The sequence below is a fragment of the Rosenbergiella nectarea genome (genome assembly GCF_900111105.1).
In the GTDB taxonomy this organism is placed as follows: Bacteria; Pseudomonadota; Gammaproteobacteria; order Enterobacterales; family Enterobacteriaceae; genus Rosenbergiella; species Rosenbergiella nectarea.
In genome coordinates this window covers 127,727-150,138 of sequence record NZ_FOGC01000001.1, presented here as the reverse complement: position 1 = coordinate 150,138, position 22,412 = coordinate 127,727, and the positions used below count along the sequence as shown (strand labels likewise).

Annotated in this window: 22 protein-coding genes and 2 tRNA genes; 10 read left to right on the top strand and 14 right to left on the bottom strand. The window is 47.7% G+C overall.

The window, feature by feature from the left end; translation table 11 throughout:
- Positions 1 to 2: 2 nt before the first annotated feature.
- The 6 genes from argF to BMX14_RS00715 all read left to right on the top strand — a co-directional run bounded on the left by argF (position 3) and on the right by BMX14_RS00715 (position 5,019).
- Positions 3 to 1,007, top strand: coding sequence for an ornithine carbamoyltransferase (argF, locus tag BMX14_RS00740; RefSeq protein ID WP_092671310.1), 1,005 nt, complete (start codon positions 3 to 5; stop codon positions 1,005 to 1,007).
- 42 nt (positions 1,008 to 1,049) lie between these two features.
- On the top strand, positions 1,050 to 2,444 hold the full coding sequence (locus tag BMX14_RS00735; protein WP_092671307.1) for a YfcC family protein: 1,395 nt from the start codon (positions 1,050 to 1,052) through the stop codon (positions 2,442 to 2,444).
- 29 nt (positions 2,445 to 2,473) lie between these two features.
- Positions 2,474 to 2,950: an arginine repressor gene (locus BMX14_RS00730; RefSeq protein WP_092671304.1), complete on the top strand. Its 477-nt coding sequence runs from the start codon at positions 2,474 to 2,476 to the stop codon at positions 2,948 to 2,950.
- 219 nt (positions 2,951 to 3,169) lie between these two features.
- Positions 3,170 to 4,114, top strand: a complete 945-nt coding sequence (gene pyrB, locus BMX14_RS00725) for an aspartate carbamoyltransferase (protein ID WP_092671301.1) — start codon at positions 3,170 to 3,172, stop codon at positions 4,112 to 4,114.
- Positions 4,111 to 4,572, top strand: coding sequence for an aspartate carbamoyltransferase regulatory subunit (pyrI, locus tag BMX14_RS00720; protein ID WP_092671298.1), 462 nt, complete (start codon positions 4,111 to 4,113; stop codon positions 4,570 to 4,572). Before pyrB ends, pyrI begins: the two co-directional genes overlap by 4 nt.
- Before the next feature lie 60 nt (positions 4,573 to 4,632).
- The gene (locus BMX14_RS00715) at positions 4,633 to 5,019 is read left to right on the top strand and encodes a RidA family protein (RefSeq protein WP_092671295.1); all 387 of its coding nucleotides are present in this window, start codon (positions 4,633 to 4,635) and stop codon (positions 5,017 to 5,019) included.
- Positions 5,020 to 5,042: 23 nt separating this feature from the next.
- Here BMX14_RS00715 and BMX14_RS00710 read toward each other — a convergent pair whose 3' ends face one another.
- A complete protein-coding gene (locus tag BMX14_RS00710) occupies positions 5,043 to 5,468 on the bottom strand; it encodes a YhbP family protein (protein WP_092671292.1) in 426 nt (141 codons plus the stop codon).
- Positions 5,469 to 5,483: 15 nt separating this feature from the next.
- Between BMX14_RS00710 and BMX14_RS00705 the strand changes: the two genes are divergently transcribed.
- The gene (locus tag BMX14_RS00705; protein ID WP_092671289.1) at positions 5,484 to 5,804 is read left to right on the top strand and encodes a GIY-YIG nuclease family protein; all 321 of its coding nucleotides are present in this window, start codon (positions 5,484 to 5,486) and stop codon (positions 5,802 to 5,804) included.
- Here BMX14_RS00705 and BMX14_RS00700 read toward each other — a convergent pair.
- The gene (locus BMX14_RS00700; protein WP_092671283.1) at positions 5,770 to 6,276 is read right to left on the bottom strand and encodes a GNAT family N-acetyltransferase; all 507 of its coding nucleotides are present in this window, start codon (positions 6,274 to 6,276) and stop codon (positions 5,770 to 5,772) included. The genes BMX14_RS00705 and BMX14_RS00700 overlap by 35 nt on opposite strands.
- 260 nt (positions 6,277 to 6,536) lie before the next feature.
- On the opposite strand from BMX14_RS00700, the gene BMX14_RS00695 reads away from it, so the two are divergent.
- A complete protein-coding gene (locus BMX14_RS00695) occupies positions 6,537 to 7,562 on the top strand; it encodes a luciferase-like monooxygenase (protein WP_092671281.1) in 1,026 nt (341 codons plus the stop codon).
- Between the two features lie 45 nt (positions 7,563 to 7,607).
- On the opposite strand, the gene BMX14_RS00690 is transcribed toward BMX14_RS00695, so the two are convergent.
- The 12 genes from BMX14_RS00690 to BMX14_RS00640 all read right to left on the bottom strand — a co-directional run bounded on the left by BMX14_RS00690 (position 7,608) and on the right by BMX14_RS00640 (position 19,885).
- On the bottom strand, positions 7,608 to 9,461 hold the full coding sequence (locus BMX14_RS00690) for a DEAD/DEAH family ATP-dependent RNA helicase (RefSeq protein WP_143056369.1): 1,854 nt from the start codon (positions 9,459 to 9,461) through the stop codon (positions 7,608 to 7,610).
- The gene (gene yrbN / locus BMX14_RS17130; RefSeq protein ID WP_099822905.1) at positions 9,454 to 9,534 is read right to left on the bottom strand and encodes a protein YrbN; all 81 of its coding nucleotides are present in this window, start codon (positions 9,532 to 9,534) and stop codon (positions 9,454 to 9,456) included. Before yrbN ends, BMX14_RS00690 begins: the two co-directional genes overlap by 8 nt.
- Positions 9,535 to 9,638: 104 nt before the next feature.
- Positions 9,639 to 10,523, bottom strand: a complete 885-nt coding sequence (gene nlpI, locus BMX14_RS00685) for a lipoprotein NlpI (RefSeq protein ID WP_092671275.1) — start codon at positions 10,521 to 10,523, stop codon at positions 9,639 to 9,641.
- A 116-nt stretch (positions 10,524 to 10,639) separates the two neighbouring features.
- Complete coding sequence (pnp, locus tag BMX14_RS00680; RefSeq protein WP_092671272.1) at positions 10,640 to 12,778, bottom strand: polyribonucleotide nucleotidyltransferase; 2,139 nt, start codon at positions 12,776 to 12,778, stop codon at positions 10,640 to 10,642.
- 301 nt (positions 12,779 to 13,079) lie between these two features.
- Positions 13,080 to 13,349: a 30S ribosomal protein S15 gene (gene rpsO / locus BMX14_RS00675; protein ID WP_048911407.1), complete on the bottom strand. Its 270-nt coding sequence runs from the start codon at positions 13,347 to 13,349 to the stop codon at positions 13,080 to 13,082.
- Between the two features lie 106 nt (positions 13,350 to 13,455).
- On the bottom strand, positions 13,456 to 14,400 hold the full coding sequence (gene truB / locus BMX14_RS00670) for a tRNA pseudouridine(55) synthase TruB (protein WP_092671269.1): 945 nt from the start codon (positions 14,398 to 14,400) through the stop codon (positions 13,456 to 13,458).
- On the bottom strand, positions 14,400 to 14,804 hold the full coding sequence (gene rbfA, locus BMX14_RS00665) for a 30S ribosome-binding factor RbfA (RefSeq protein ID WP_048911405.1): 405 nt from the start codon (positions 14,802 to 14,804) through the stop codon (positions 14,400 to 14,402). The genes truB and rbfA overlap by 1 nt, the downstream gene beginning before the upstream one ends.
- Positions 14,805 to 14,870: 66 nt before the next feature.
- The gene (gene infB, locus BMX14_RS00660; RefSeq protein ID WP_092671266.1) at positions 14,871 to 17,528 is read right to left on the bottom strand and encodes a translation initiation factor IF-2; all 2,658 of its coding nucleotides are present in this window, start codon (positions 17,526 to 17,528) and stop codon (positions 14,871 to 14,873) included.
- 18 nt (positions 17,529 to 17,546) lie between these two features.
- Positions 17,547 to 19,034: a transcription termination factor NusA gene (gene nusA / locus BMX14_RS00655; RefSeq protein ID WP_092671264.1), complete on the bottom strand. Its 1,488-nt coding sequence runs from the start codon at positions 19,032 to 19,034 to the stop codon at positions 17,547 to 17,549.
- Between the two features lie 24 nt (positions 19,035 to 19,058).
- Complete coding sequence (gene rimP / locus BMX14_RS00650; protein WP_048911402.1) at positions 19,059 to 19,511, bottom strand: ribosome maturation factor RimP; 453 nt, start codon at positions 19,509 to 19,511, stop codon at positions 19,059 to 19,061.
- A 195-nt stretch (positions 19,512 to 19,706) separates the two neighbouring features.
- Positions 19,707 to 19,783 (bottom strand) — tRNA-Met (locus BMX14_RS00645).
- 25 nt (positions 19,784 to 19,808) lie between these two features.
- A tRNA-Met gene (locus BMX14_RS00640) sits at positions 19,809 to 19,885 on the bottom strand.
- Between the two features lie 406 nt (positions 19,886 to 20,291).
- Between BMX14_RS00640 and BMX14_RS00635 the strand changes: the two genes are divergently transcribed.
- On the top strand, positions 20,292 to 21,428 hold the full coding sequence (locus BMX14_RS00635; protein WP_092671258.1) for an aminotransferase class I/II-fold pyridoxal phosphate-dependent enzyme: 1,137 nt from the start codon (positions 20,292 to 20,294) through the stop codon (positions 21,426 to 21,428).
- A gap of 4 nt (positions 21,429 to 21,432) precedes the next feature.
- On the top strand, positions 21,433 to 22,392 hold the full coding sequence (gene arnC / locus BMX14_RS00630) for an undecaprenyl-phosphate 4-deoxy-4-formamido-L-arabinose transferase (RefSeq protein WP_092671255.1): 960 nt from the start codon (positions 21,433 to 21,435) through the stop codon (positions 22,390 to 22,392).
- The last annotated feature ends 20 nt before the right edge of the window (positions 22,393 to 22,412 follow it).

Below are 22,412 nucleotides of genomic sequence, written 5' to 3'. Positions count from 1 at the left end.
CCATGACACACTCACTCAAAAATCGACATTTTTTAAAACTTCTCGACTTTAATGCAGATGAAATAACCCAGTTAATTGACTTAGCGCTAGAGCTCAAAGCAGACAAAAAATCCGGTCACGAAAAACAGCGGCTTTTACATAAAAATATCGCCCTTATCTTCGAGAAAACCTCGACGCGGACACGCTGCGCATTTGAGGTCGCCGCTTTCGACCAAGGCGCACAAATCACTTATCTGGGGCCTTCGGGCTCTCAAATTGGCCATAAAGAGACGATGAAAGATACTGCCCGAGTACTTGGCCGGATGTATGACGGCATTGAATACCGTGGTTATGGTCAGGAAATCGTGGAGGAACTTGCACAATTTGCTGGCGTTCCTGTTTGGAATGGCCTGACCGACCAATTTCATCCCACTCAAATTTTAGCTGATCTGATGACCATGCTGGAACATTCACCAGGTAAAGCCCTAGCAGATATCCGTTTCGCCTACCTTGGCGATGCGAGAAATAATATGGGTAACTCTCTTCTGGTCGGTGCTGCGATAATGGGGATGGATATTCGTCTGGTGGCCCCCACAGCCTTTTGGCCAGAAGAAGGTCTCGTCAACACTTGCCGGGTCATAGCCGAAAAGAGTGGTGCAAAAATAACGCTTACCGATCAAGTCGAAGACGGTGTTGATGGGGTCGATTTCCTTTATACCGATGTTTGGGTCTCCATGGGAGAAGCCGAAGAAGCTTGGCAGCAACGTTTATCGATAATGCAACCTTATCAGGTCAATCAGAAAGTAGTAGAAGCGACTCAAAATCCGCAAGTTAAATTTATGCACTGCCTACCCGCCTTCCATAATGCAGACACCGCAATAGGACAAAAAATAGCCCAACAGTTTGGGTTAACCGGATTAGAAGTGACTGAAGAGGTTTTCGAATCTTCACACTCTATCGTGTTTGATCAAGCTGAAAATCGGATGCATACCATTAAAGCGGTTATGGTTGCGACGCTCGCTGACTAAATTAAAACGGTAGGGTGAAATACCCTACCGTGGAGCTCAGTTATGAAAAGTTTTAAATTCCCTTCTGCTTACTCGATACTCTTCATATTAATTATTATTGTCGCGATACTAACGTGGATCATTCCCGCGGGTCATTATCAGCTCGAATTAAACCCCCTTCTAGGGTCTGAAGTACCGGTCGCCGGGACCTATTCGGTGACGCAAGCTAATCCGCAGGGTATTACCGATATCTTATTGGCTCCGATAGACGGCTTATGGAACCATCGAACTGGACAAGCGGCAGCTATCGATGTCGCGCTCTTCATACTTATTATTGGCGGGTTCTTAGGGATCACCACCAAAACCGGTGCGATTGATGCCGGGATCCAGCGGGTAACAGGGAGGCTAGCAGGGAAAGAAGAGTTAATGATCCCCATTTTAATGGGATTATTTGCGTTAGGTGGAACCATCTATGGTATGGCAGAAGAATCGCTCCCCTTCTATTCGCTACTGGTTCCTGTCATGGTCGCTGCCCGTTTCGATCGTCTCGTTGCCGCAGCGACTGTTTTGTTAGGTGCAGGGATCGGTACCTTAGGATCGACAATTAACCCTTTCGCGACCGTGATTGCGGCGAATGCAGCAGGTATCCCTTTCACACAAGGCATGGGGCTGCGTATTGTACTGTTGCTCCTATGCTGGTGTCTCGCCGTCGCGTGGGTACTCCGTTATGCCATTGCGGTAAGAAAAGATCCCAAAGCTTCCTGCTTGGCGAACCTCGCTGGAGAAAAGGGTAGTGAAACTCTTGCTCCTGTCCATATCGCGTTCACTCGAACACATAAGGTTATCCTCACTCTATTTACCTGCGCTTTTGCCATCATGATCTACGGCGTGTCTGCTAGGGGATGGTGGATGGGTGAAATTTCTGCCATGTTTTTAGGCTTTTCGCTCCTGATAGGGATAGTCGCACGAATGAGTGAGAGTCTTTTTATCGAGACCTTTATCGAAGGAGCAAAAGAGTTACTGGGCGTTGCATTAATCATTGGTATCGCGCGAGGCATAGTGGTAATGATGGATAATGGCATGATCACTCATACATTACTGTATGCTGCAGAAAGTATAGTAACTGGACTCCCCGCACTCATTTTCGTCTTTGTCAGCTGGGGATTGGAAGCGCTTCTCTCTATTCTTATTCCCTCCTCTTCCGGCTTAGCGGTGATGAGTATGCCTATTATGGCACCACTCGCCGACTTCGCAGGTTTACCTCGTAATTTGATGGTCACTATCTATCAATCCGCCTCGGGTATTGTCAACCTGGTTACCCCCACCTCGGGAGTTGTAATGGGGGGGTTAGCCATCGCTAAAGTCCCTTATGGTCAATATCTTCGTTGGGTCGCACCACTACTACTCGCCCTGATAATAGTTAACCTATTTATCTTGAGCCTCAGTGCGCTGCTCTAAGCGTGAACTTATTATGGAGAGAGCATGAAATGGAACGTAAAAGTGTGACCGAAAAAGGCCTAGTCGCCCTTTGTCAGCAGCTGATTGTCAGAGGCGCCTATACCCATCAGACGGCTTTACAAAAAGATCTTGAAAAGATCGTAGGCCGTATTAGTTTAGCGACCATTTCTCGATTATTGCATCAACTCGGCGTAACCAAAATTCAGAATGCTCGAGGAGAACGTATCTATGCTATCGATAGCTTGCACCAGCCCAGGCTCACCCCGCAGCATCCTTTAGCCGAGATGGTCATCGATATCGTCAATAACGAGAGTTTTGTGTTGATTCATACAGCCCCCGGTTACAGTCAAGCGATTGCTAGGCTCATCGACTGCCAACATGCTGATAACATCTTAGGCATTGTGGCAGGTAACGATAATGTCTGGATTGCCCCGAAGGATTGTCAGTCAACAGCACAGCTATGTCATGGGCTACGCGATTGGTTGCGAGTGGGGAGCAAAAATTGAAGATTAACTATTCTCCAACCTCGGCTCTCTGCGTATAATGCCGAACATCAAGCTTAGAGAACTTTGTTATGCCAACGACGATTCGAACACATCACACGCTCAACCTGCCTGTCAGCGGGAATACGTGCTGTGGTTTTCTAAGCCCCATTATTCAGAAGAAAAGCTCCTATTTTAGGGGCTTTTTTTTTGCCATCACACCCCCAGTTGAGGATATCTCCCATGGCAAACCCCCTATATGGAAAACATATCATTTCAATCAATGATTTCAGTCGTAGCGAGCTGGAACTGGTTTTAGAAACGGCAGCCTATCTAAAAGCAAATCCACAGCCAGAACGATTGAAGCATAAGGTGATTGGAAGCTGTTTTTTTGAGGCCTCAACCCGTACACGCCTCTCCTTTGAGACCGCGATCCAGCGGTTAGGGGCTTCAGCCGTTGGCTTTGCCGATGGCGGTAATACTTCCTTAGGTAAGAAAGGTGAAACACTTGCCGACACCATCTCGGTGATTAGTCACTATGTCGATGCTATCGTTATGCGTCATCCGCAAGAAGGTGCCGCACGGCTAGCCACTGAATTTTCGGGTAATGTTCCCATCTTAAATGCCGGTGACGGGGCTAACCAGCACCCAACGCAAACCTTATTGGATCTCTTCACCATTCAAGAGACCCAGCAGTGCCTCGATAACCTGCATATTGCGATGGTCGGTGATTTAAAATATGGCCGAACCGTTCATTCTTTGGCACAAGCCTTATCTAAATTTACCGGTAATCACTTCTATTTTATCTCTCCTAATGCCCTCGCAATGCCGACGTATATTACGGATATGTTAGATGAGAGCGGTTGTCCTTGGTCACAGCATGACAGCATCGAAGAAATTATTCCGCAGGTTGATATCCTCTATATGACGCGGGTGCAGAAAGAGCGCTTAGATCCCTCTGAATACGCTAACATGAAGGCCCAATTTATTTTACAGGCCTCACATTTAGCCGCCGCGAAACCGAACATGAAAGTGCTCCACCCTCTACCCAGAGTGGATGAAATTGCGACAGATGTCGATGAGACCCCCCATGCATGGTACTTCCAACAAGCTGGGAACGGGATCTATGCTCGACAAGCACTGTTGTCTTTAGTATTAAATAATACGTTAGTAGGAGAGGCGTCATGAATCAGGATAAATTACAGGTTGAAGCAATTAATAACGGTAGTGTAATCGACCACATACCTGCTCGACTCGGCTTTCGCCTTCTGACCCTATTTCGCCTCACCGAAACGGATCAGCGAGTCACCATCGGTTTAAATTTACCTTCTGGCGAAGGTCGTACTAAAGATCTGATCAAGATTGAAAACACTTTCCTGACGGCGGATCAGATCAACCAATTAGCGATCTACGCCCCCAATGCTACGATCAATAATATTGAGAATTTCAAAGTGGTGGCTAAGCTGCGCCCAACGCTACCGGATGAGATCCGCACAGTGTTGGTCTGCCCAAATGCTAACTGTATTAGCCATAATGAGCCTGTGGATTCACGCTTTGCCGTTAAAACGCGCCGTAATGATCTCTATTTACGTTGCCATTATTGCGAAAAAGAGTTTTCTCGTCAGGCCGTGATTGGACACTGGTAATCAACAGCCTGCTCCCTATAATGAATCTTACGCTATTCGTTATCGTCATGAGGAAGAAGTATGTCACGTGAAATTAATACCGACCATGCACCCGCCGCCATTGGCCCCTATGTACAAGCTGTCGATCTCGGTCAGCTTGTTCTGACCTCTGGCCAAATCCCTGTCGACCCGAAAACGGGTGAAGTTCCTGCAGATATTGCGGCACAGACTCGCCAATCGTTGAATAACGTGAAAGCGATTATCGAACAAGCGGGTTTGAGCGTGAAAAATATCGTGAAAACCACCGTCTTCGTTAAAGATCTCAACGATTTTGCGACAGTTAACGCAACTTACGAGCAGTTTTTTACTGAGCACCAGGCTCCCTTCCCTGCGCGCTCTTGTGTAGAAGTCGCCCGCCTACCGAAAGATGTCGGTATCGAAATCGAAGCCATCGCATTACGCAGTTAATGCAAGCCTGGGCAGAGGCACTGTTATGGCCTCTGCCAACGTAGTTTTGTTCCAAACCCCAGTTGGTTATCAGTCATCTTCAATCGTTCGATCTTTAACTGCCACAGCGGTGCCGATTTCTGTTTAGCGATGGGAAAGCGTTGCTGGTATGCCTCAAGGCCCCGTTGACCAACATCACCTTCTGCTAGGGTGATGACTCCCTGAAACTGTACACCTTGTAATTGGGAAACCGAGGCTGTTTGCGCGCTGACGGTACCAACCACCAGTGGGGAGGCGACCATTAACCGTCCATGCTGCGTACTCGGTTCTGTCATAAGCCAAAAACTGATATTCTCACTATCCAGTGCATAGAAACAGTTAGCCGCCCAGAACTCATCACCATGTTGTGTGCATAGCGTCAGCACATGCTGGCCAGCTAAATAGTTAAGGCAGTGCGCTAATTCATCCACGAGGATCTCCTGACAATGCATCAAGACAGGGCCGTAGAACAGGCCGACTGCCAGTGGTATCTTTACCTAATTCAAACAGCGAGCGGGGTACTCTATACGGGGATCACCACCGATGTCCCTCGCCGCTTAGCGGAACATAGCTGTGGTCGCGGTGCGAAAGCGTTACGCGGTCGAGGCCCGCTGACCGTTGTCTTTCAAAGTCCGGCAGGCGATCGTGCTAGCGCACTCCGTGTTGAATACCGTGTTAAGCAGCTAAGCCGCTTAAAAAAATTGGCTATCGTCAAGCAACAGCCATCCAGTATTAATGATTGGTTAATTCAGTCAGATCGACACTAGGTAAGGTTAATACTGCTTGATGTTGCGCAGCATCTTGCTCTTCAAGAGGGTAAATTACGACCTCTTGTTCGCCCAATGACTCCAGAGATAATCCTGATGCGGGTTGAAAACCCTGATCCTCTAACCAGCGTAATGCCTGATAACCTACCACCGCCCGGTAACCAAACTCATTTAAACTGTCTAATCCTTCGAACAGTAGGTCCTTCGCCAATGACGTCGAACTATGCTGAGGGTCAATAACCGCTGCACTAATCACAACCCAGTTTACGTCTTCACCATTCACTTGAATCGGGCTAAAGGCCTGATAGCCTAGTACTTTTCCTTCATCATCAGTCGCCACCACGCCAAGCGTAATGAGCCCCGCTTCACGCAGTGCCTGAATATGCTCCGCCAATTGCGGATCTTGAGCACCGTGTCGAATAAGCGTATCAATCCCTGCTGCGTCGAGACCAATTTCAGTACGAAGAAGCATAGTTTTTCCTCTGCTAAGCGTGAAAATGTAGGCAACGGGTAAAAGGAAGGGCTCAGACAAACTTCGATTTACCTTGATGAAAGTCAGCATAGCACACTCCATCTCATCTCGGTAACTGCGCAGAACACCGCTACGCTATGTCGTGAAACCTGCGCCAAATCAATACCTCAGAACCCCAGTTCGCACAAACTGCGAGTCACTTTTTCTTGGCAATGCGTAGAGTGTAGGCATATCAGCCCCCTTTTATATGAAGGTATCCTATGTCTGAAAATCGCCCATTTAAACTATCGGTGCTAGATCTCGCTCCCATTCCGCAATCTTGTGACGCGAGAGATGCTTTCAAACGTTCCTTAGCATTAGCTCGCTTCGCAGAGCAAGCGGGATATCATCGTTATTGGTTAGCCGAACATCACAACATGCCGGGTATTGCCAGCGCAGCAACGAGTGTACTGATCGGTTATTTGGCTGCTAACACCCGCCATATACGCTTAGGATCAGGGGGGGTGATGTTACCTAATCACTCCCCCTTAGTCATTGCTGAACAATTTGGGACCTTGGAATCTCTCTACCCTGGGCGAATCGATCTCGGCATCGGTCGCGCGCCGGGTAGCGACCCCACCACCATGCAAGCTTTGCGTCGTCATAGCACGCCACAGAGTGAAGAGCGTTTCCCAGAAGACGTTCGGCAGCTGATTACCTGGTTTGATACGCAAGACAATAACACTTTCACAGTCCGACCAGTGCCGGGGGTTGGCTTGAATATCCCCATCTGGCTACTGGGCTCTAGCATGTACAGTGCTCAACTCGCAGCAAAGTTAGGATTACCCTTCGCTTTCGCATCGCATTTCGCCCCAGATGTCATTAGCCAGGCGATAAACCTTTATCGTAACGAGTTCGTGCCATCGGCCCGGCTGTCGCAGCCCTATGTGATGATAGGCGTGAATATCATCGCGGCAGAAAGCCGTGCGCGGGCACGATTTCTCTTCACCTCGCAACAACAGCAATTTATTCATTTACGTCGTGGCGTGCCGGGAAAACTTCCCGAACCGGTGGAAACAATGGATAAAATCTGGACGCCGGCCGAGAAGTTTGGCGTAGAGCGAGCGTTAAGCCTCTCATTAGTCGGGGATCTTGCGGGAGTGACTCATGGACTGCGCGCTATTCAGCAGCAATATCAAGTGGATGAGGTGATGGTTAATGGTCAGATTTACGATAATGACGCCCGGATCTATTCTTACCAACTTGCGATGGAAGCCCATCACGCCATTAATTCACTTTCAGCATAAAAAAAGGGAGCCAATTGGCTCCCTTAGTCGTTATAACAGCGTTAATTAACGGCGTGATTCTTCACGGCGTCCACGATGACCTTCACCGCGGTTACCTTCGTTACGGTTACCGCCGCCGAAACGACGTCCACCTTCACGACCACCACGGCCTGCGCCAGCGCCAGCACCGTCACGGCTTCCGCCATCACGACCGCCACGACCACGACGTGGTTCGCCTGGCTGTGCATCACCCATTAACTGCATGTTCATAGGTTTGTTCAGAATGCGAGTTTTAGTGAAGTGTTGTAACACTTCGCCCGGCATACCTTTTGGTAACTCGATCGTCGAGTGACCATCAAACAATTTGATGTTACCGATGTAACGGCTGCTGATATCACCTTCGTTTGCAATAGCACCAACGATATGACGCACTTCAACACCATCATTACGGCCAACTTCAATGCGGTAAAGCTGCATATCACCGACATCACGACGTTCACGACGTGGACGATCTTCACGAGAACCTGCGTCGCGGTTACCACGACGGTCATCGCTACGGCGGTCATCACGCTCACGGAATTCACGACGTGGAGGACGTGGTGCTTCAGCAGGAACGATTAATGAACGCTCACCTTGTGCCATTTTCAGCAGGGCTGCCGCCAGTGTTTCCATATCAAGATCTTCTTGAGGAGACAGCTTAGTCAACAGACCACGGTACAGGTCAAGATCGCTACTTTCTAGTTGCTGTTGTACACGCGCAGCAAATTTTTCTTGGCGACGAGTACTCAACAGTTCTGCATTCGGCAGTTCAACTTCAGGGATCGTCAGCTTCATGGTGCGTTCGATGTTACGCAGTAAGCGACGCTCACGGTTTTCAACGAACAGTAAAGCGCGACCTGCACGTCCTGCACGGCCAGTACGGCCAATACGGTGAACGTAAGACTCTGCATCCAATGGAATATCGTAGTTAACGACTAAGCTAATACGCTCAACGTCTAGACCACGCGCCGCAACATCCGTCGCGATCAGAATATCTAAACGACCATCTTTTAGACGCTCAAGCGTTTGCTCACGTAACGCTTGGTTCATGTCGCCATTTAACGCTGCGCTGTTATAACCGCTACGCTCTAACGTTTCTGCCACTTCTAAGGTTGCATTTTTAGTCCGCACGAAAATAATCGCTGCGTCAAAATCTTCCGCTTCTAAGAAACGGACTAATGCATCACTTTTACGACCGTAAGCAGTCCAATAAGATTGGCTGATGTCTGGGCGCGTTGTTAAGCTCGATTGAATACGAACTTCTTGTGGGTTGTTCATAAAACGACGCGTAATGCGACGGATCGCTTCTGGCATCGTTGCCGAGAACAGCGCCGTCTGATGACCTTCTGGGATTTGCGCCATGATGGTTTCAACGTCTTCGATGAAGCCCATACGAAGCATTTCATCAGCTTCGTCCAGCACTAAACCACGCAGATTTGACAGGTCAAGGGTGCCGCGTTTTAAGTGATCAAGTAAACGTCCAGGGGTTCCCACAACAATCTGTGGACCTTGACGTAATGCGCGCAGCTGTACGTCGTAACGTTGGCCACCGTAAAGTGCCAGAACGTTAACGCCACGCATATGTTTTGAGAATTCGTTACATGCTTCACCTACTTGTACCGCCAACTCACGCGTTGGTGCTAGCACCAGAATTTGTGGCGCTTTTAAAGTAGGGTCGATGTTATTTAATAATGGCAGTGAGAATGCTGCCGTTTTACCACTTCCGGTTTGGGCCATACCCAATACATCACGGCCAGCTAGCAGGTGAGGAATACACTCCGCTTGAATAGGTGATGGTTTTACGTAGCCCAGGTCGTTCAATGCAGAAAGAATGGATTCGTTAAGGCCTAGATCGGAAAAAGTGGTTTGAATATCAGTCATGTAGTACAAGTGCCTCGTAGATTGCGGCGGCCAGTCTACATAACTCGTCATGAAAACTTTCAGGTCTTTTCATTGATAAGTGTGAACCGGCTCAAATTAGAAGTTTTTGACAAAAAAACACCCTCATCCCAAAAGGATGATGGAAAGTTAATTCCTAGATGAAAAGTTTTTTGTCAGCTATTGCTGGTCAGATTCTGATAAGTCGTCTTGTGCTTGGCCGAGTAGCGCCAGCTCCAACAATGCATATCGGTGCTCAACAAAGTTATTCACGTTGTTAGCGACCGTCAGTTTGAATAACGCTTCTGCGTTATCCTTCTCCCCCAGACTTAGGTAATGTTTACCTAAATAGAAGTTGGTTTCACTGAGATGTTCAGCGAGCGAGGTGTTATCCGTAGCATCTTCCTGAAGACTCTGCATCAGCTGCTTTTCGCTGATTTTGCCCAGGTAGAATTCGACTATTTTCCATCCCCATTGATCTCTTTTCGCTGCATTATAACGTTGCTGCAACGCAGTAGTTGCTTTGTTGGCATCAATATTCTTTTCCGCCAAGTAAAGCCATAAACTCCGAAAAGGGTCATTAGGATCGTCGTGATAAAACGCCAGCAGATCATCTTGCGCTAACTTATACCGGCCACCATAGTAAAACGCGATGCCACGGTTAAGATGCGCATAATTGTAAGTTGGATCAAGTTCCAGTACAGAATCAAACGCTTCATAGGCAGCATCATAGTTGCCTGCCTGCGTAAGATAAATACCTAAATAATTGAAGACTTCAGGCATATCTGGTCTTATGGACAATGCTTGGGAAAAATCGTTCCGCGCTAATGCCCGCAAACCTAAACTATCATACAACACTCCGCGCTCATATAACAACTGTGCGCGTTCATCTTCTGTCAGTGAACGACTGGCAAGTATTTGTTCCATACGTGCAAGCATCACTTCTTGTTGCAAGGTTGGCTGTAAAGGAACGGCTAATACTTCGTCCTTACGCCAATTTGCGTTGCTACATCCAGCCAGCAACAAAGCTGTCGCAATAAAACCCCAGCGTAAATAAGGCTTCATTCTTCCACTCCCAGGTACCAGCATGCGGATGCAGTCAACATTAAGGCGTCTCAATACTTTGACACCTTAAGAAATAAATCCTGCTTCACTATTGAAGCAGGAAAGGAAGACAACGATTACTCGGCGTCAGTCGCTGGTGTGTCGGTCGCTTCAGAGGCTTCAGCTTGTGGTTTTTCCACCGCTTCTTTCATGCTTAAGCGTACACGGCCTTGGCGATCAATCTCTAATACCTTAACTGGCACTTCTTGCGCCATTTGCAGGTAATCAGAGACTTTCTCTACGCGCTTGTCGGCGATTTGAGAAATATGTACCAGACCTTCTTTACCGCCACCGATCGAAACGAATGCACCGAAGTCAACAATGCGGGTCACTTTACCGTTGTAGATACGACCTACTTCGATGTCTGCCGTGATCTCTTCGATGCGACGAATCGCTTCTTTCGCTTTATCGCCATCTGTCGCGGCGATTTTGACGGTACCATCGTCTTCGATTTCGATAGTGGTGCCCGTTTCTTCTGTTAACGCACGGATAACTGAACCACCTTTACCGATAACGTCCTTAATTTTATCAGGACTGATACGGATGGTATGGATACGTGGAGCGAACTCAGAGATATCACCACGGTGAGTACCGATCGCTTCTTCCATCACACTCAGAATATGTAAACGAGCGCCTTTCGCTTGGCTAAGGGCTGCTTGCATGATTTCGCGAGTGATACCTTCAATTTTGATATCCATTTGCAGTGCAGTGATACCTTCTCGGCTTCCCGCAACTTTAAAGTCCATATCACCAAGGTGATCTTCATCACCTAAGATGTCAGACAGTACGACAAAACGCTCGTCTTCTTTCACCAGACCCATAGCAATACCGGCTACCGCTGCTTTAATCGGTACGCCTGCATCCATCAGCGCTAACGATGCGCCACAGACAGAAGCCATTGATGAAGAACCGTTTGATTCAGTAATCTCAGAGACCACACGAACGGTATACGGGAATTCATCTTGCTTAGGCATAACGGCTAATACGCCACGTTTCGCCAAACGACCGTGACCGATTTCACGACGCTTAGGTGAACCGACCATCCCTGTCTCACCGACTGAGTACGGAGGGAAGTTGTAGTGGAACAAGAATGAATCTGATTTTTCGCCCATCAGCTCATCCAGGCTCTGCGCATCACGTGCAGTCCCTAAGGTCGCCGTGACTAATGCCTGGGTCTCACCACGAGTGAACAGTGATGAACCATGAGTACGCGGTAAAACGCCAGTGCGAACATCTAAGCCACGAACCATATCTTTTTCACGACCATCAATACGTGGTTCACCGTTTAAGACACGGCTACGTACGACGTTTTTCTCGATCGCGTGCAGAATATCGCTGATTTCACCTTCGTCTAAGCTTTCGTCTTCTGCTAATAACGTTGCGGTCGTTTCGCTTTTAATAGCATCAATCTGCGCATAACGCTGTTGCTTTTCAGTAATACGGTAAGCTTCGCTTAAACGGCTCTCTGCCAGCGCTGCGATACGGCTGTTAAGACTTTCGTTGACGGCTTCTGGCTGCCAATCCCAACGTGGTTTACCCGCTTTCTCAACGAGTTGCTTGATGTTCTCGATAACAACTTGTTGTTGGTCGTGACCGAAGACAACCGCACCCAACATTTGGTCTTCTGACAGGATTTCGGCTTCAGATTCAACCATCAATACTGCATTTTCAGTGCCCGCTACGACTAAATCTAAGCGGCTTGTCGCCAGCTCATCAGCCGTCGGGTTTAAAACATATTGATCATTGATGTAACCAACACGTGCTGAACCAATTGGGCCGTTGAACGGAATGCCTGATAGCGATAGCGCCGCTGAAGCACCGATCATCGCAACGATGTCAGGGTGGACTTGTGGGTTAACAGAGACGACGGTTGCAATAACCTGTACTTCGTTAACGAAGCCTTCTGGGAATAATGGACGCACTGGACGGTCGATAAGGCGAGCAATTAACGTTTCGCCTTCGCTTGGACGGCCTTCACGACGGAAGAAGCTTCCCGGAATACGGCCAGCGGCGTAAGTACGCTCTTGGTAGTTGACCGTCAGTGGGAAAAAGTCTTGACCTGCTTTCGCTTTTTTCTGGCCTACAACAGTAACGAATACACAAGTATCGTCCATGCTTACCATGACCGCTGCGGTCGCTTGGCGAGCCATCATGCCGGTTTCGATGGTTACGGTATGTTGACCGTATTGGAATTTTTGGATTGTCGGATTAAGCAAAATCGTTTCCTTTATCGAGGAGTGTAACGCAATAAGTCATCATTAATGTGATCGGTTTGCATCCTCGCGACTAATGATAAGGCTCAATAAACGCCATAAGCCCTATCATTAGCCGCGCGAATCGTGCAACTTTCTTTCACTGAATAACAGTATAACACTGTCGTGCCTGTTACAAAATGGACAACTACTATTCAAAAAAAGGGGCCTTGCAGGCCCCTTACACACAAAGTGCGTTGTAATCTTAACATTGATTCTGCAATTTGTATAAATACAAGGCAGTTTCGCGTAAAGACTTTTTAACTTAGCGACGCAGACCTAGGCTTGCGATTAGGTCAGTGTAACGCTTAACATCTTTACGCTTCAGGTAATCCAGTAGCTTACGACGTTGTGAAACCATACGCAGCAGACCACGACGGCTGTGGTGATCTTTCTTGTGCTCAGAGAAGTGACCTTGCAGGTGAGTGATTTGAGCAGTTAATAGCGCAACTTGTACTTCAGTTGAACCACTGTCGTTAGCATCACGACCATATTTAGCAACGATCTCAGCTTTAGCTTCTACGCTTAGAGACATAATATACTCCAATAAAATTAAATGAATTCGAACCGCCGATCTCTAATTCAGCGACCCACTTTTAGCGCAGTCATTCTACTCTGCGCTAGGCCAGAGTGCAAACGCCTCAGAGAGGAAATTCCACCACCAAGCGTTTTGGAGCAACCCGACCTTGGTCATCGATCTGCGCCATACCGAGAAACTTATCTGTATCCATTTCGTATACACGCACCAGACCCTTGCTGGGAGCACCAGCGACCTGAACGGCTTGACCTAATGTAAACCAATGACTGCTGACTTGCGGCAAACTCACCGTCGGGTAAGCCGCGGCAGGGGTATCCATAGGTAAAAGTAACGGATCCAATTGCTCAGCAGCAGAAGTGCCAGCAGCGTCAGCGTCGGCAACCCACTGTTGGAGTTGTGCCAGCGTGACCATTTTCTCCGCTGGGTAACGATCAACCTGTAGACGACGCAACATACTCACATGCGCCCCACAGCCCAATCGCTCACCCAAGTCATCAATGATGGTACGAATGTAGGTACCTTTCGAGCAATGAATTTCCAGCTCTAACTCATCCCCTTCCCACCGAATAAATAGTAATTCATACACAGTGATAGGACGGGCTTCGCGAGGCACGGTGATCCCTTGCCGCGCGTATTCGTAGAGTGGTCGCCCTTGATATTTTAACGCAGAAAACATCGTCGGCACTTGCTGAGTATCACCCCGAAAATGTTCTAAGGCTTGCTCGAGCTGCTGTTGGGTAAACTGGATCTGCCGCTCTTCAACAATATTACCGTCGGCGTCAGAGGTATCGGTGCGCTGCCCTAACCGAGCAATCACACGATATCGCTTATCCGCATCAAGCAGATATTGTGAGAATTTTGTCGCTTCACCTAAGCAAATCGGTAGCATTCCAGTTGCCAAAGGATCTAAGGCGCCAGTGTGACCGGCTTTATTCGCGTTATAGAGTCTTTTGACCTTCTGAAGGACATCATTCGATGACATACCTTGTGGTTTATCCAGCAACAGCACACCATGAATGTCGCGCCCGCGACGACGTGGACGACCCATTAGTCCTCCTTATCCTCGCTCTTCTCATCAACGTGACGTTCGTTGTCTTTGTTCACGACGCTGGTCACCAGATTCGACATACGCATTCCTTCAACTAATGAGTTGTCGTAGAAGAATGTCAGTTCAGGAACGATACGCAGACGCATCGCTTTACCCAGTAGAGTGCGGATAAAGCCCGAAGCATCTTGCAGCGCTTTTACGCCTTGCTTCACGGCATCTTCATCTTTGTCGTTTAAAAAGGTCACGAATACTTTTGCATAGGCGAGGTCACGAGAGACCTCAACACCCGATACTGTCACCATCATACCCACTCGTGGATCTTTAATTTCACGTTGGATGATAACTGCCAGCTCTTTTTGTAATTCTTGAGCGACGCGCTGGGAGCGTCCAAATTCTTTTGCCATTTTTTATTCCTTTCAAACAATTCGGGAGGCCAAAGGCCTCCCAAATACTGCTAGCTTCGCCAACAATTAATCGATAGTACGTTTGATTTCAATGATTTCAAACACTTCGATTTGGTCACCGGCACGGACATCGTTGTAGTTCTTCACGCCAACACCACACTCCATACCGTTACGAACTTCATTCACATCATCTTTGAAACGACGTAAGGATTCCAGTTCGCCTTCGTAGATAACAATGTTATCACGCAGAACGCGGATAGGGTTGTGGCGCTTGATGATCCCTTCAGTCACCATACAACCGGCAATCGCACCGAATTTCGGTGATTTGAAGACATCACGAACTTGTGCCAGACCGATGATTTGTTGTTTGTACTCAGGCGCCAACATACCGCTCATTGCCGCTTTCACTTCATCGATCAGGTTATAGATAACCGAGTAGTAACGTAGGTCTAAGCTTTCGGCATCGATCACGCGGCGCGCTGAAGCATCCGCACGAACGTTAAATCCGACCAAAATTGCGTTAGAAGCTGCCGCTAGGGTGGCATCCGTTTCGGTAATTCCCCCCACACCTGACCCGACGATTTTCACTTTAACTTCATCAGTAGACAGTTTCAGTAGTGAATCGCTGATTGCTTCAACAGAACCTTGAACGTCTGCTTTCATTACGATATTCAGCTCAGAGACATCGCCTTCAGTCATGTTAGCAAACATATTTTCCAGCTTAGATTTCTGCTGGCGAGCTAACTTAACTTCACGGAATTTACCTTGGCGATATAACGCAACTTCACGTGCTTTCTTCTCGTCACGTACGACAGTCGCTTCATCACCTGCTGCCGGAACACCTGACATACCAAGGATTTCCACAGGAATCGAAGGACCCGCAGTCATCACTTCGCGGCCTAGCTCGTCACGCATCGCACGAACGCGTCCGTATTCGAAGCCACACAGTACGATGTCACCTTTGTTTAAGGTTCCCGCACGAACCAGTACGGTTGCAACCGGGCCACGACCTTTATCTAGGAAAGATTCGATTACGACACCACTTGCCATGCCATTACGGTTAGCCGTCAGTTCTAATACTTCGGCTTGTAATAAGATTGCTTGCAGTAAATCATCGATCCCTGTACCCGCTTTCGCAGAGACGTTAACGAACATGTTTTCGCCGCCCCACTCTTCCGGCACGATACCGAATTGAGTCAGTTCGTTTTTAACACGATCTGGATCAGCTTCTGGCTTATCACATTTGTTCACTGCAACGATAACAGGAACGCCAGCTGCTTTCGCATGCTGAACCGCTTCGATCGTTTGTGGCATCACGCCATCGTCAGCCGCAACAACAAGGATTACGATATCAGTCGCTTGAGCACCCCGTGCACGCATTGCGGTAAACGCGGCGTGTCCAGGAGTATCTAAGAAAGTGACCATGCCGTTATCTGTTTCAACGTGGTAAGCACCGATATGCTGTGTGATCCCGCCGGCTTCACCAGAGGCAACACGCGTTGAACGGATGTAATCCAGTAACGAGGTTTTACCGTGGTCAACGTGACCCATGATCGTTACCACCGGTGCACGTGGCTCTAATTCAGCCGTTGTGCCGGTATCACGGTCACTCATTACCGCTTCTTCTAATTCGTTCTCACGACGTAAGAAAACTTTGTGGCCCATCTCTTCCGCCACAAGCTGTGCAGTCTCTTGATCGATAACTTGGTTAATGGTCGCCATTGCGCCCATTTTCATCATCACTTTGATCACTTGCGAGCCTTTAACGGCCATTTTATTCGCCAGTTCAGCAACAGTAATGGTTTCACCAATTTGTACATCACGGTTTACGGCTTGCGCAGGCTTGTTAAAACCTTGCTGCAGTGAACTCTTACCGCGTTGTTTACCCTTACCGCCGCGTCCCGCTGCACGCGCTTCTTCACGATCAGTCTTCGCTTCAGAATGCTTGTTGCCTTTCTTAGCGCGAGGCGCTTTCGCCGTACGAGTACGACCACGACCGCCTTCGACTTCACGATCATTTTCGTCTTCAGCTTGGCGAGCGTGTTGCGAAGTGGTGACGTGATAGTCAGTATCCTCTTCGGTTTTCTGACTGGCTTTTTCCCACTCTTCGCCTTTCTCTTCAGCAAGACGACGCGCTTCTTCTGCTACACGTTGCGCTTCCGCTTCAATTTTACGGCGCGCTTCTTCTTCGGCTTTACGCTTCAACTCAGCATTTTCAGCTTCGCGGCGTGCTTTTTCTGACTGTGCGTCTTTATTCATAGTTTGATTCTGTTGGGTCACTTTATTTGATTCCACCGCCTGACGCTTAGCGGCTTCTTCCGCCTCACGTTTAGCTTTTTCTTCCGCTTTACGCTTCGCTTCTTCTGCTGCCTGCTTAGCTTTTTCTTCCGCTTCACGCTGTGCTTGCGCTTCCGCTTCCGCTTGAGCTTTACGCTCCGCTTCAGCGTCTTCTTTCACATAGGTACGTTTTTTGCGGACTTCAATCTGCACCGATTTACTTTTTCCACCGGTGCTTGGAACGTTAAGCGTACTACGAGTTTTACGTTGAAGCGTCAATTTACTCGACGCTGTATTTTTCTGATGAGCACGCAAGGTGTCTTGCTCTTCTTGCGTCACAGAATCGTTATCGGATTTACGAATACCCGCATCAGCCAATTGCTGAACTAAGCGATCGACCGGAGTATTCAGTTGTGTTGCCAGCGCTTTTACTGTTACATCAGTCATGCTTTTCCTTCCTGTGTGTTATGCGTCGTCGCCAAACCAGCAGATATTACGAGCCGCCATAATCAGCGTACCGGCTTTTTCTTCGTCCAGTTGTTCGATATCTGCTAGATCGTCAACACCTTGCTCCGCAAGATCTTCCAGGGTGGAAACACCAATAGCCGCTAAACGATTCGCTAAATCCGGAGTCATGCCTTCTAAGCCCAGCAGATCTTCTGCAGGGGGTTTGATGGCTCCGCCAGTAGCAGAATCTTGGGCAAAGGTGGTCAACGCAGTCTTAGCGCGTTCACGCAAAGCTTCTACCATCTCTTCGTCAAGGCCATCAATTTCCAGCAATTCATCAACCGGAATATAAGCCAATTCCTCGAGAGAAGAGAACCCTTCTTCGACTAGCACAGTGGCGAATTCTTCATCAATATCGAGATATTTGGTGAAGGTCGCAATAGCGGCATGTGCTTCCGCTTGGTGCTTAGCCTGTAAATCTTCTACCGTCATCACATTCAGATCCCAACCACTCAGTTGAGACGCTAAACGGACGTTTTGGCCATTACGACCAATAGCTTGCGCTAAGGTGCTCGCTTCAACGGCGATATCCATGGTATGGTTGTCTTCATCAACAACAATTGAAGAGACATCCGCTGGAGCCATTGCATTGATGACGAACTGCGCTGGATTATCATCCCACAGCACGATATCAATACGTTCACCGCCCAATTCACTTGAAACGGCCTGCACGCGTGCACCGCGCATTCCTACGCAAGCACCAACCGGGTCGATACGCTTATCGTTGGTTTTCACCGCAATCTTCGCACGCGAACCTGGATCACGGGCCGCGCCTTTGATTTCGATAACTTCTTCACCGATTTCTGGCACTTCGATACGGAACAGCTCGACCAGCATTTCTGGTTTAGAACGTGTCACGAAAAGTTGAGCGCCACGCGCTTCTGGGCGTACTGCATACAATACACCGCGAATTCTATCGCCAGCGCGGAAGTTTTCACGTGGCAGCATGTCTTCACGTAGGATCACCGCTTCGGCGTTGTTCCCGAGGTCAAGAATGATGTTATCGCGATTCACTTTCTTGACGATAGCAGTAATGATTTCGCCTTGCTGCTCGCGGAATTGGTCAACCACTAACGCACGCTCTGCTTCACGGACTTTCTGAACGATAACTTGTTTCGCCGTTTGCGTCGTGATGCGGTCAAAGGTCACCGATTCGATTTGATCTTCAACATATTCACCAAGCTGGAAACTTTCATCTTCGAAGCGTGCTGCGTCCAGCGTGATTTCTCGGGTTGGCATCGTCACTTCATCAACGATCACCCAACGGCGGAACGTATCAAAATCACCGCTTCTACGGTCGATTTCTACGCGAACTTCGATTTCTTGTTCATATTTTTTCTTGGTCGCTGTCGCCAGCGCACTCTCTAACGCTTCAAAAATTTTCTCACGCGGCAGGGCTTTTTCATTCGAAACGGCTTCAACAACCGCTAAAATTTCTTTATTCATCCTGGTTAGCCTCAATCAGAACGTTTAAAAACGAGGGATAATGTTTGCTTTCTGAATATTGCTCAGTGCAAACACTTCGTCTTTGCCATCAACGGACAATGTGACCATCTCACCTTCTACGGATTTGATAGTCCCCTGCCATTTGCGACGATTTTGTACAGCGATACGTAATACCACACTGACATCTTGGCCAGCGAAACGTTCATAATGCGCTGCGGTAAATAATGGTCGATCCAGCCCCGGGGAAGACACTTCAAGGTGATACGCCACAGTAATGGGATCTTCTACATCCATGACAGCACTAACTTGATGACTGACATCGGCACAGTCGTCAACATTGATACCATTTTCGCTATCAATATAGATACGAAGCGTAGAGGTGCGAGCCCGCACGAACTCTATCCCCACTAACTCATAACCCAGTGCTTCAACTGGCGCTGTAATCAACTCTGTTAACTTCTGTTCTAACGTGGACAAAGCCACCCCCAAGACATAAAAAAAGGGCTAACGCCCAGTATGACAACGCTTTTCTGATAATAAAAAACCCCGAAAAATCGGGGTTTTAATCAGAATCCTGTATGGGCCTGTCGAAGGACAGGAGCCATTTTCGATAGACATTTTTCTAAAACCCGTCGTCCTGACGACGTCGATTTGGAAAAAGAACTAGGAAAATGGTTGCGGGGGCCGGATTTGAACCGACGACCTTCGGGTTATGAGCCCGACGAGCTACCAGGCTGCTCCACCCCGCGTCCGAGAACGACTTTCATACTGTATTGGTTGCGGGGGCCGGATTTGAACCGACGACCTTCGGGTTATGAGCCCGACGAGCTACCAGGCTGCTCCACCCCGCGTCCGAAAAACATCTCAATATTACGCCTAGACGAGCATAAATGCAAATCTAACTGTTCAGCCATTCAAGGATATTGCTGAGGTGTCGATATAAATATTAACAAGGAGCTACCCGCTATTATTCACAGCGAGTTAACTTCAAGCTAAAGGTAACTTAAAAATAGTAAATTTAATTTATTAATTATGGTAACGCACTTTCTTTCATTCCCTTCCCCAATAACCCTGTGGAAAAGTAAAAAGATAATAATTATCAAGTTATTATTTTTATTGCTACAAAAAATTACCTAACACTTTCTCGTCGTTTATTTAGCGTTTAAATGCGAACAAACACTCTATCATCGCTAATTCACTCTCACACTGAATATATTGCGAGTATGAATAACCACTTCTACTCCCTAAGGAAGAACTATGCGTGATTTTTTACCGTTCGCTAAGCCTGCGTTCGATGAAAAGGAATTACTTGCTGTTAAAGAAGTTCTCGATTCAGGTTGGATTACTACCGGTCCGAAAAATACTGAACTGGAGCTGTGCTTCCGCCACTTTACGGGTAATAAACAAGCTATTGCCGTCAGCTCTGCCACTGCTGCACTGCATATCAGCTTATTAGCCCTAGGCATAAAGGAGGGTGATGAAGTCATTACTCCCTCTTTTACTTGGGTATCCACACTCAATATGATCGAGCTGCTGGGCGCTAAGCCGGTCATGATAGATGTCGATCGCGAGACCTTGATGGTGACACCACAAGCCATCGAAGCCGCAGTGACTCTCAGGACAAAAGCGATTATCCCTGTACATTTTGCCGGAGTCCCCGTTAACCTTCCCGCTATTTACGAGATCGGTTTACGATACCAGATCCCTATTATTGAGGACGCAGCGCATGCTTTAGGCACTTGCTACCATCAGCAAGTGATTGGTAGGCAAGGTACCGCGATATTCTCTTTTCACGCCATCAAAAATATTACTTGCGGCGAAGGCGGTATGATTGTTACCGATGATGAGGATTTTGCCCAGCGTGTGAAAAGCCTAAAGTTTCACGGCTTACAACTTGAAAGTGCCTCAAGAAAACAACCAGGGCGCTCTCCCCACGCGGAGGTGATACAGCCTGGATATAAGTACAATCTCCCCGATATTAATGCTGCAATTGCGCGAGTACAGATGCAAAAATTGGCAATGTTTAACCAACAACGACAGCATCTTGCTGAACAATACTTATCCTTATTAGACGACCTGCCGTTACTTCCTTTACAACGCCCTGACTGGCTACATACCCATGCGTGGCATCTTTTTATCGTACGCGTCGATAAGTCACTTTGTGGTATGGATCGCGATACCTTTATGAGTAAACTCCATGAACGGGGGATTGGAAGTGGTCTACACTTTCGGGCTGCACATACCCACGCTTACTACCGCCAAAAATACCCACACCTCTCCTTACCGAATAGCGAATGGAACAGTAATACGGTCTGTTCTCTCCCCCTTTTCCCCGGTATGACAGAAGAGAATATCCTAACGGTTAGCCGTGTAATCCACGATATTTTGAGGTAATAACATGTCAATCAACTCACCACTGACCCTTGTATCGATTGTTATCCCTGTGTTCAATGAGGAACAATGCCTGCCCGAGCTAATCTCTCGTACCTTAACGGTGTGCCAAAACTTGGCTTACCCCTTTGAAATTATTATGGTCGATGATGGTAGCCGGGATGGTTCTGGCCCAATTTTAAGTGATGCCGTCCATAAAATAGATAAGGCGATTAGTGCTGTTTTCTTGAATCGTAACTATGGACAACACTCCGCGCTAATGGCCGGCTTTAGTCAAGCGAAAGGCGATTTGATCATTACGTTAGACGCTGACTTACAAAACCCTCCCGAAGAAATTCCCCGTTTGGTCAACAAAGCGGCTGAGGGATATGACGTAGTCGGTACCATTAGAATAAATCGACAGGATAACGTTTTTCGAAAAATAGCGTCACGCGCAATTAATCAATTAATTCGACGGTCAACGGGCCAAGAAATTGGAGATTACGGGTGTATGTTGCGCGCTTATCGTCGTCACGTCATCGATGCCATGCTGACCTGTCATGAGCGGAGCACCTTTATCCCGCTGCTCGCGAACACCTTCGCTCACAAAGTCATCGATATCCCGGTTAATCATGCGGAAAGAGAGTTTGGCCAATCAAAGTACACAACAATGCGGCTTATCAATCTAATGTATGATCTGGTCACTTGCATGACGACGACACCGCTCAGGTTACTGAGTATATTTGGTAGCGTGATTGCCCTAATCGGTTTCCTATTTTCTATTTTTTTGATCACCATGAGAATTATTATGGGCCCACAGTGGTCAGCCGAAGGAGTATTTATTCTTTTTGCTTTATTATTTATTTTTATTGGTGCGCAATTTATTGGCATGGGATTGCTCGGCGAATATATTGGCCGGATTTATCATGATGTAAGGGCTCGACCTCGCTATTTTATTCAACGGATCGAAACAACGGATAAAAATTAATTAATAAAGGAATAATATTA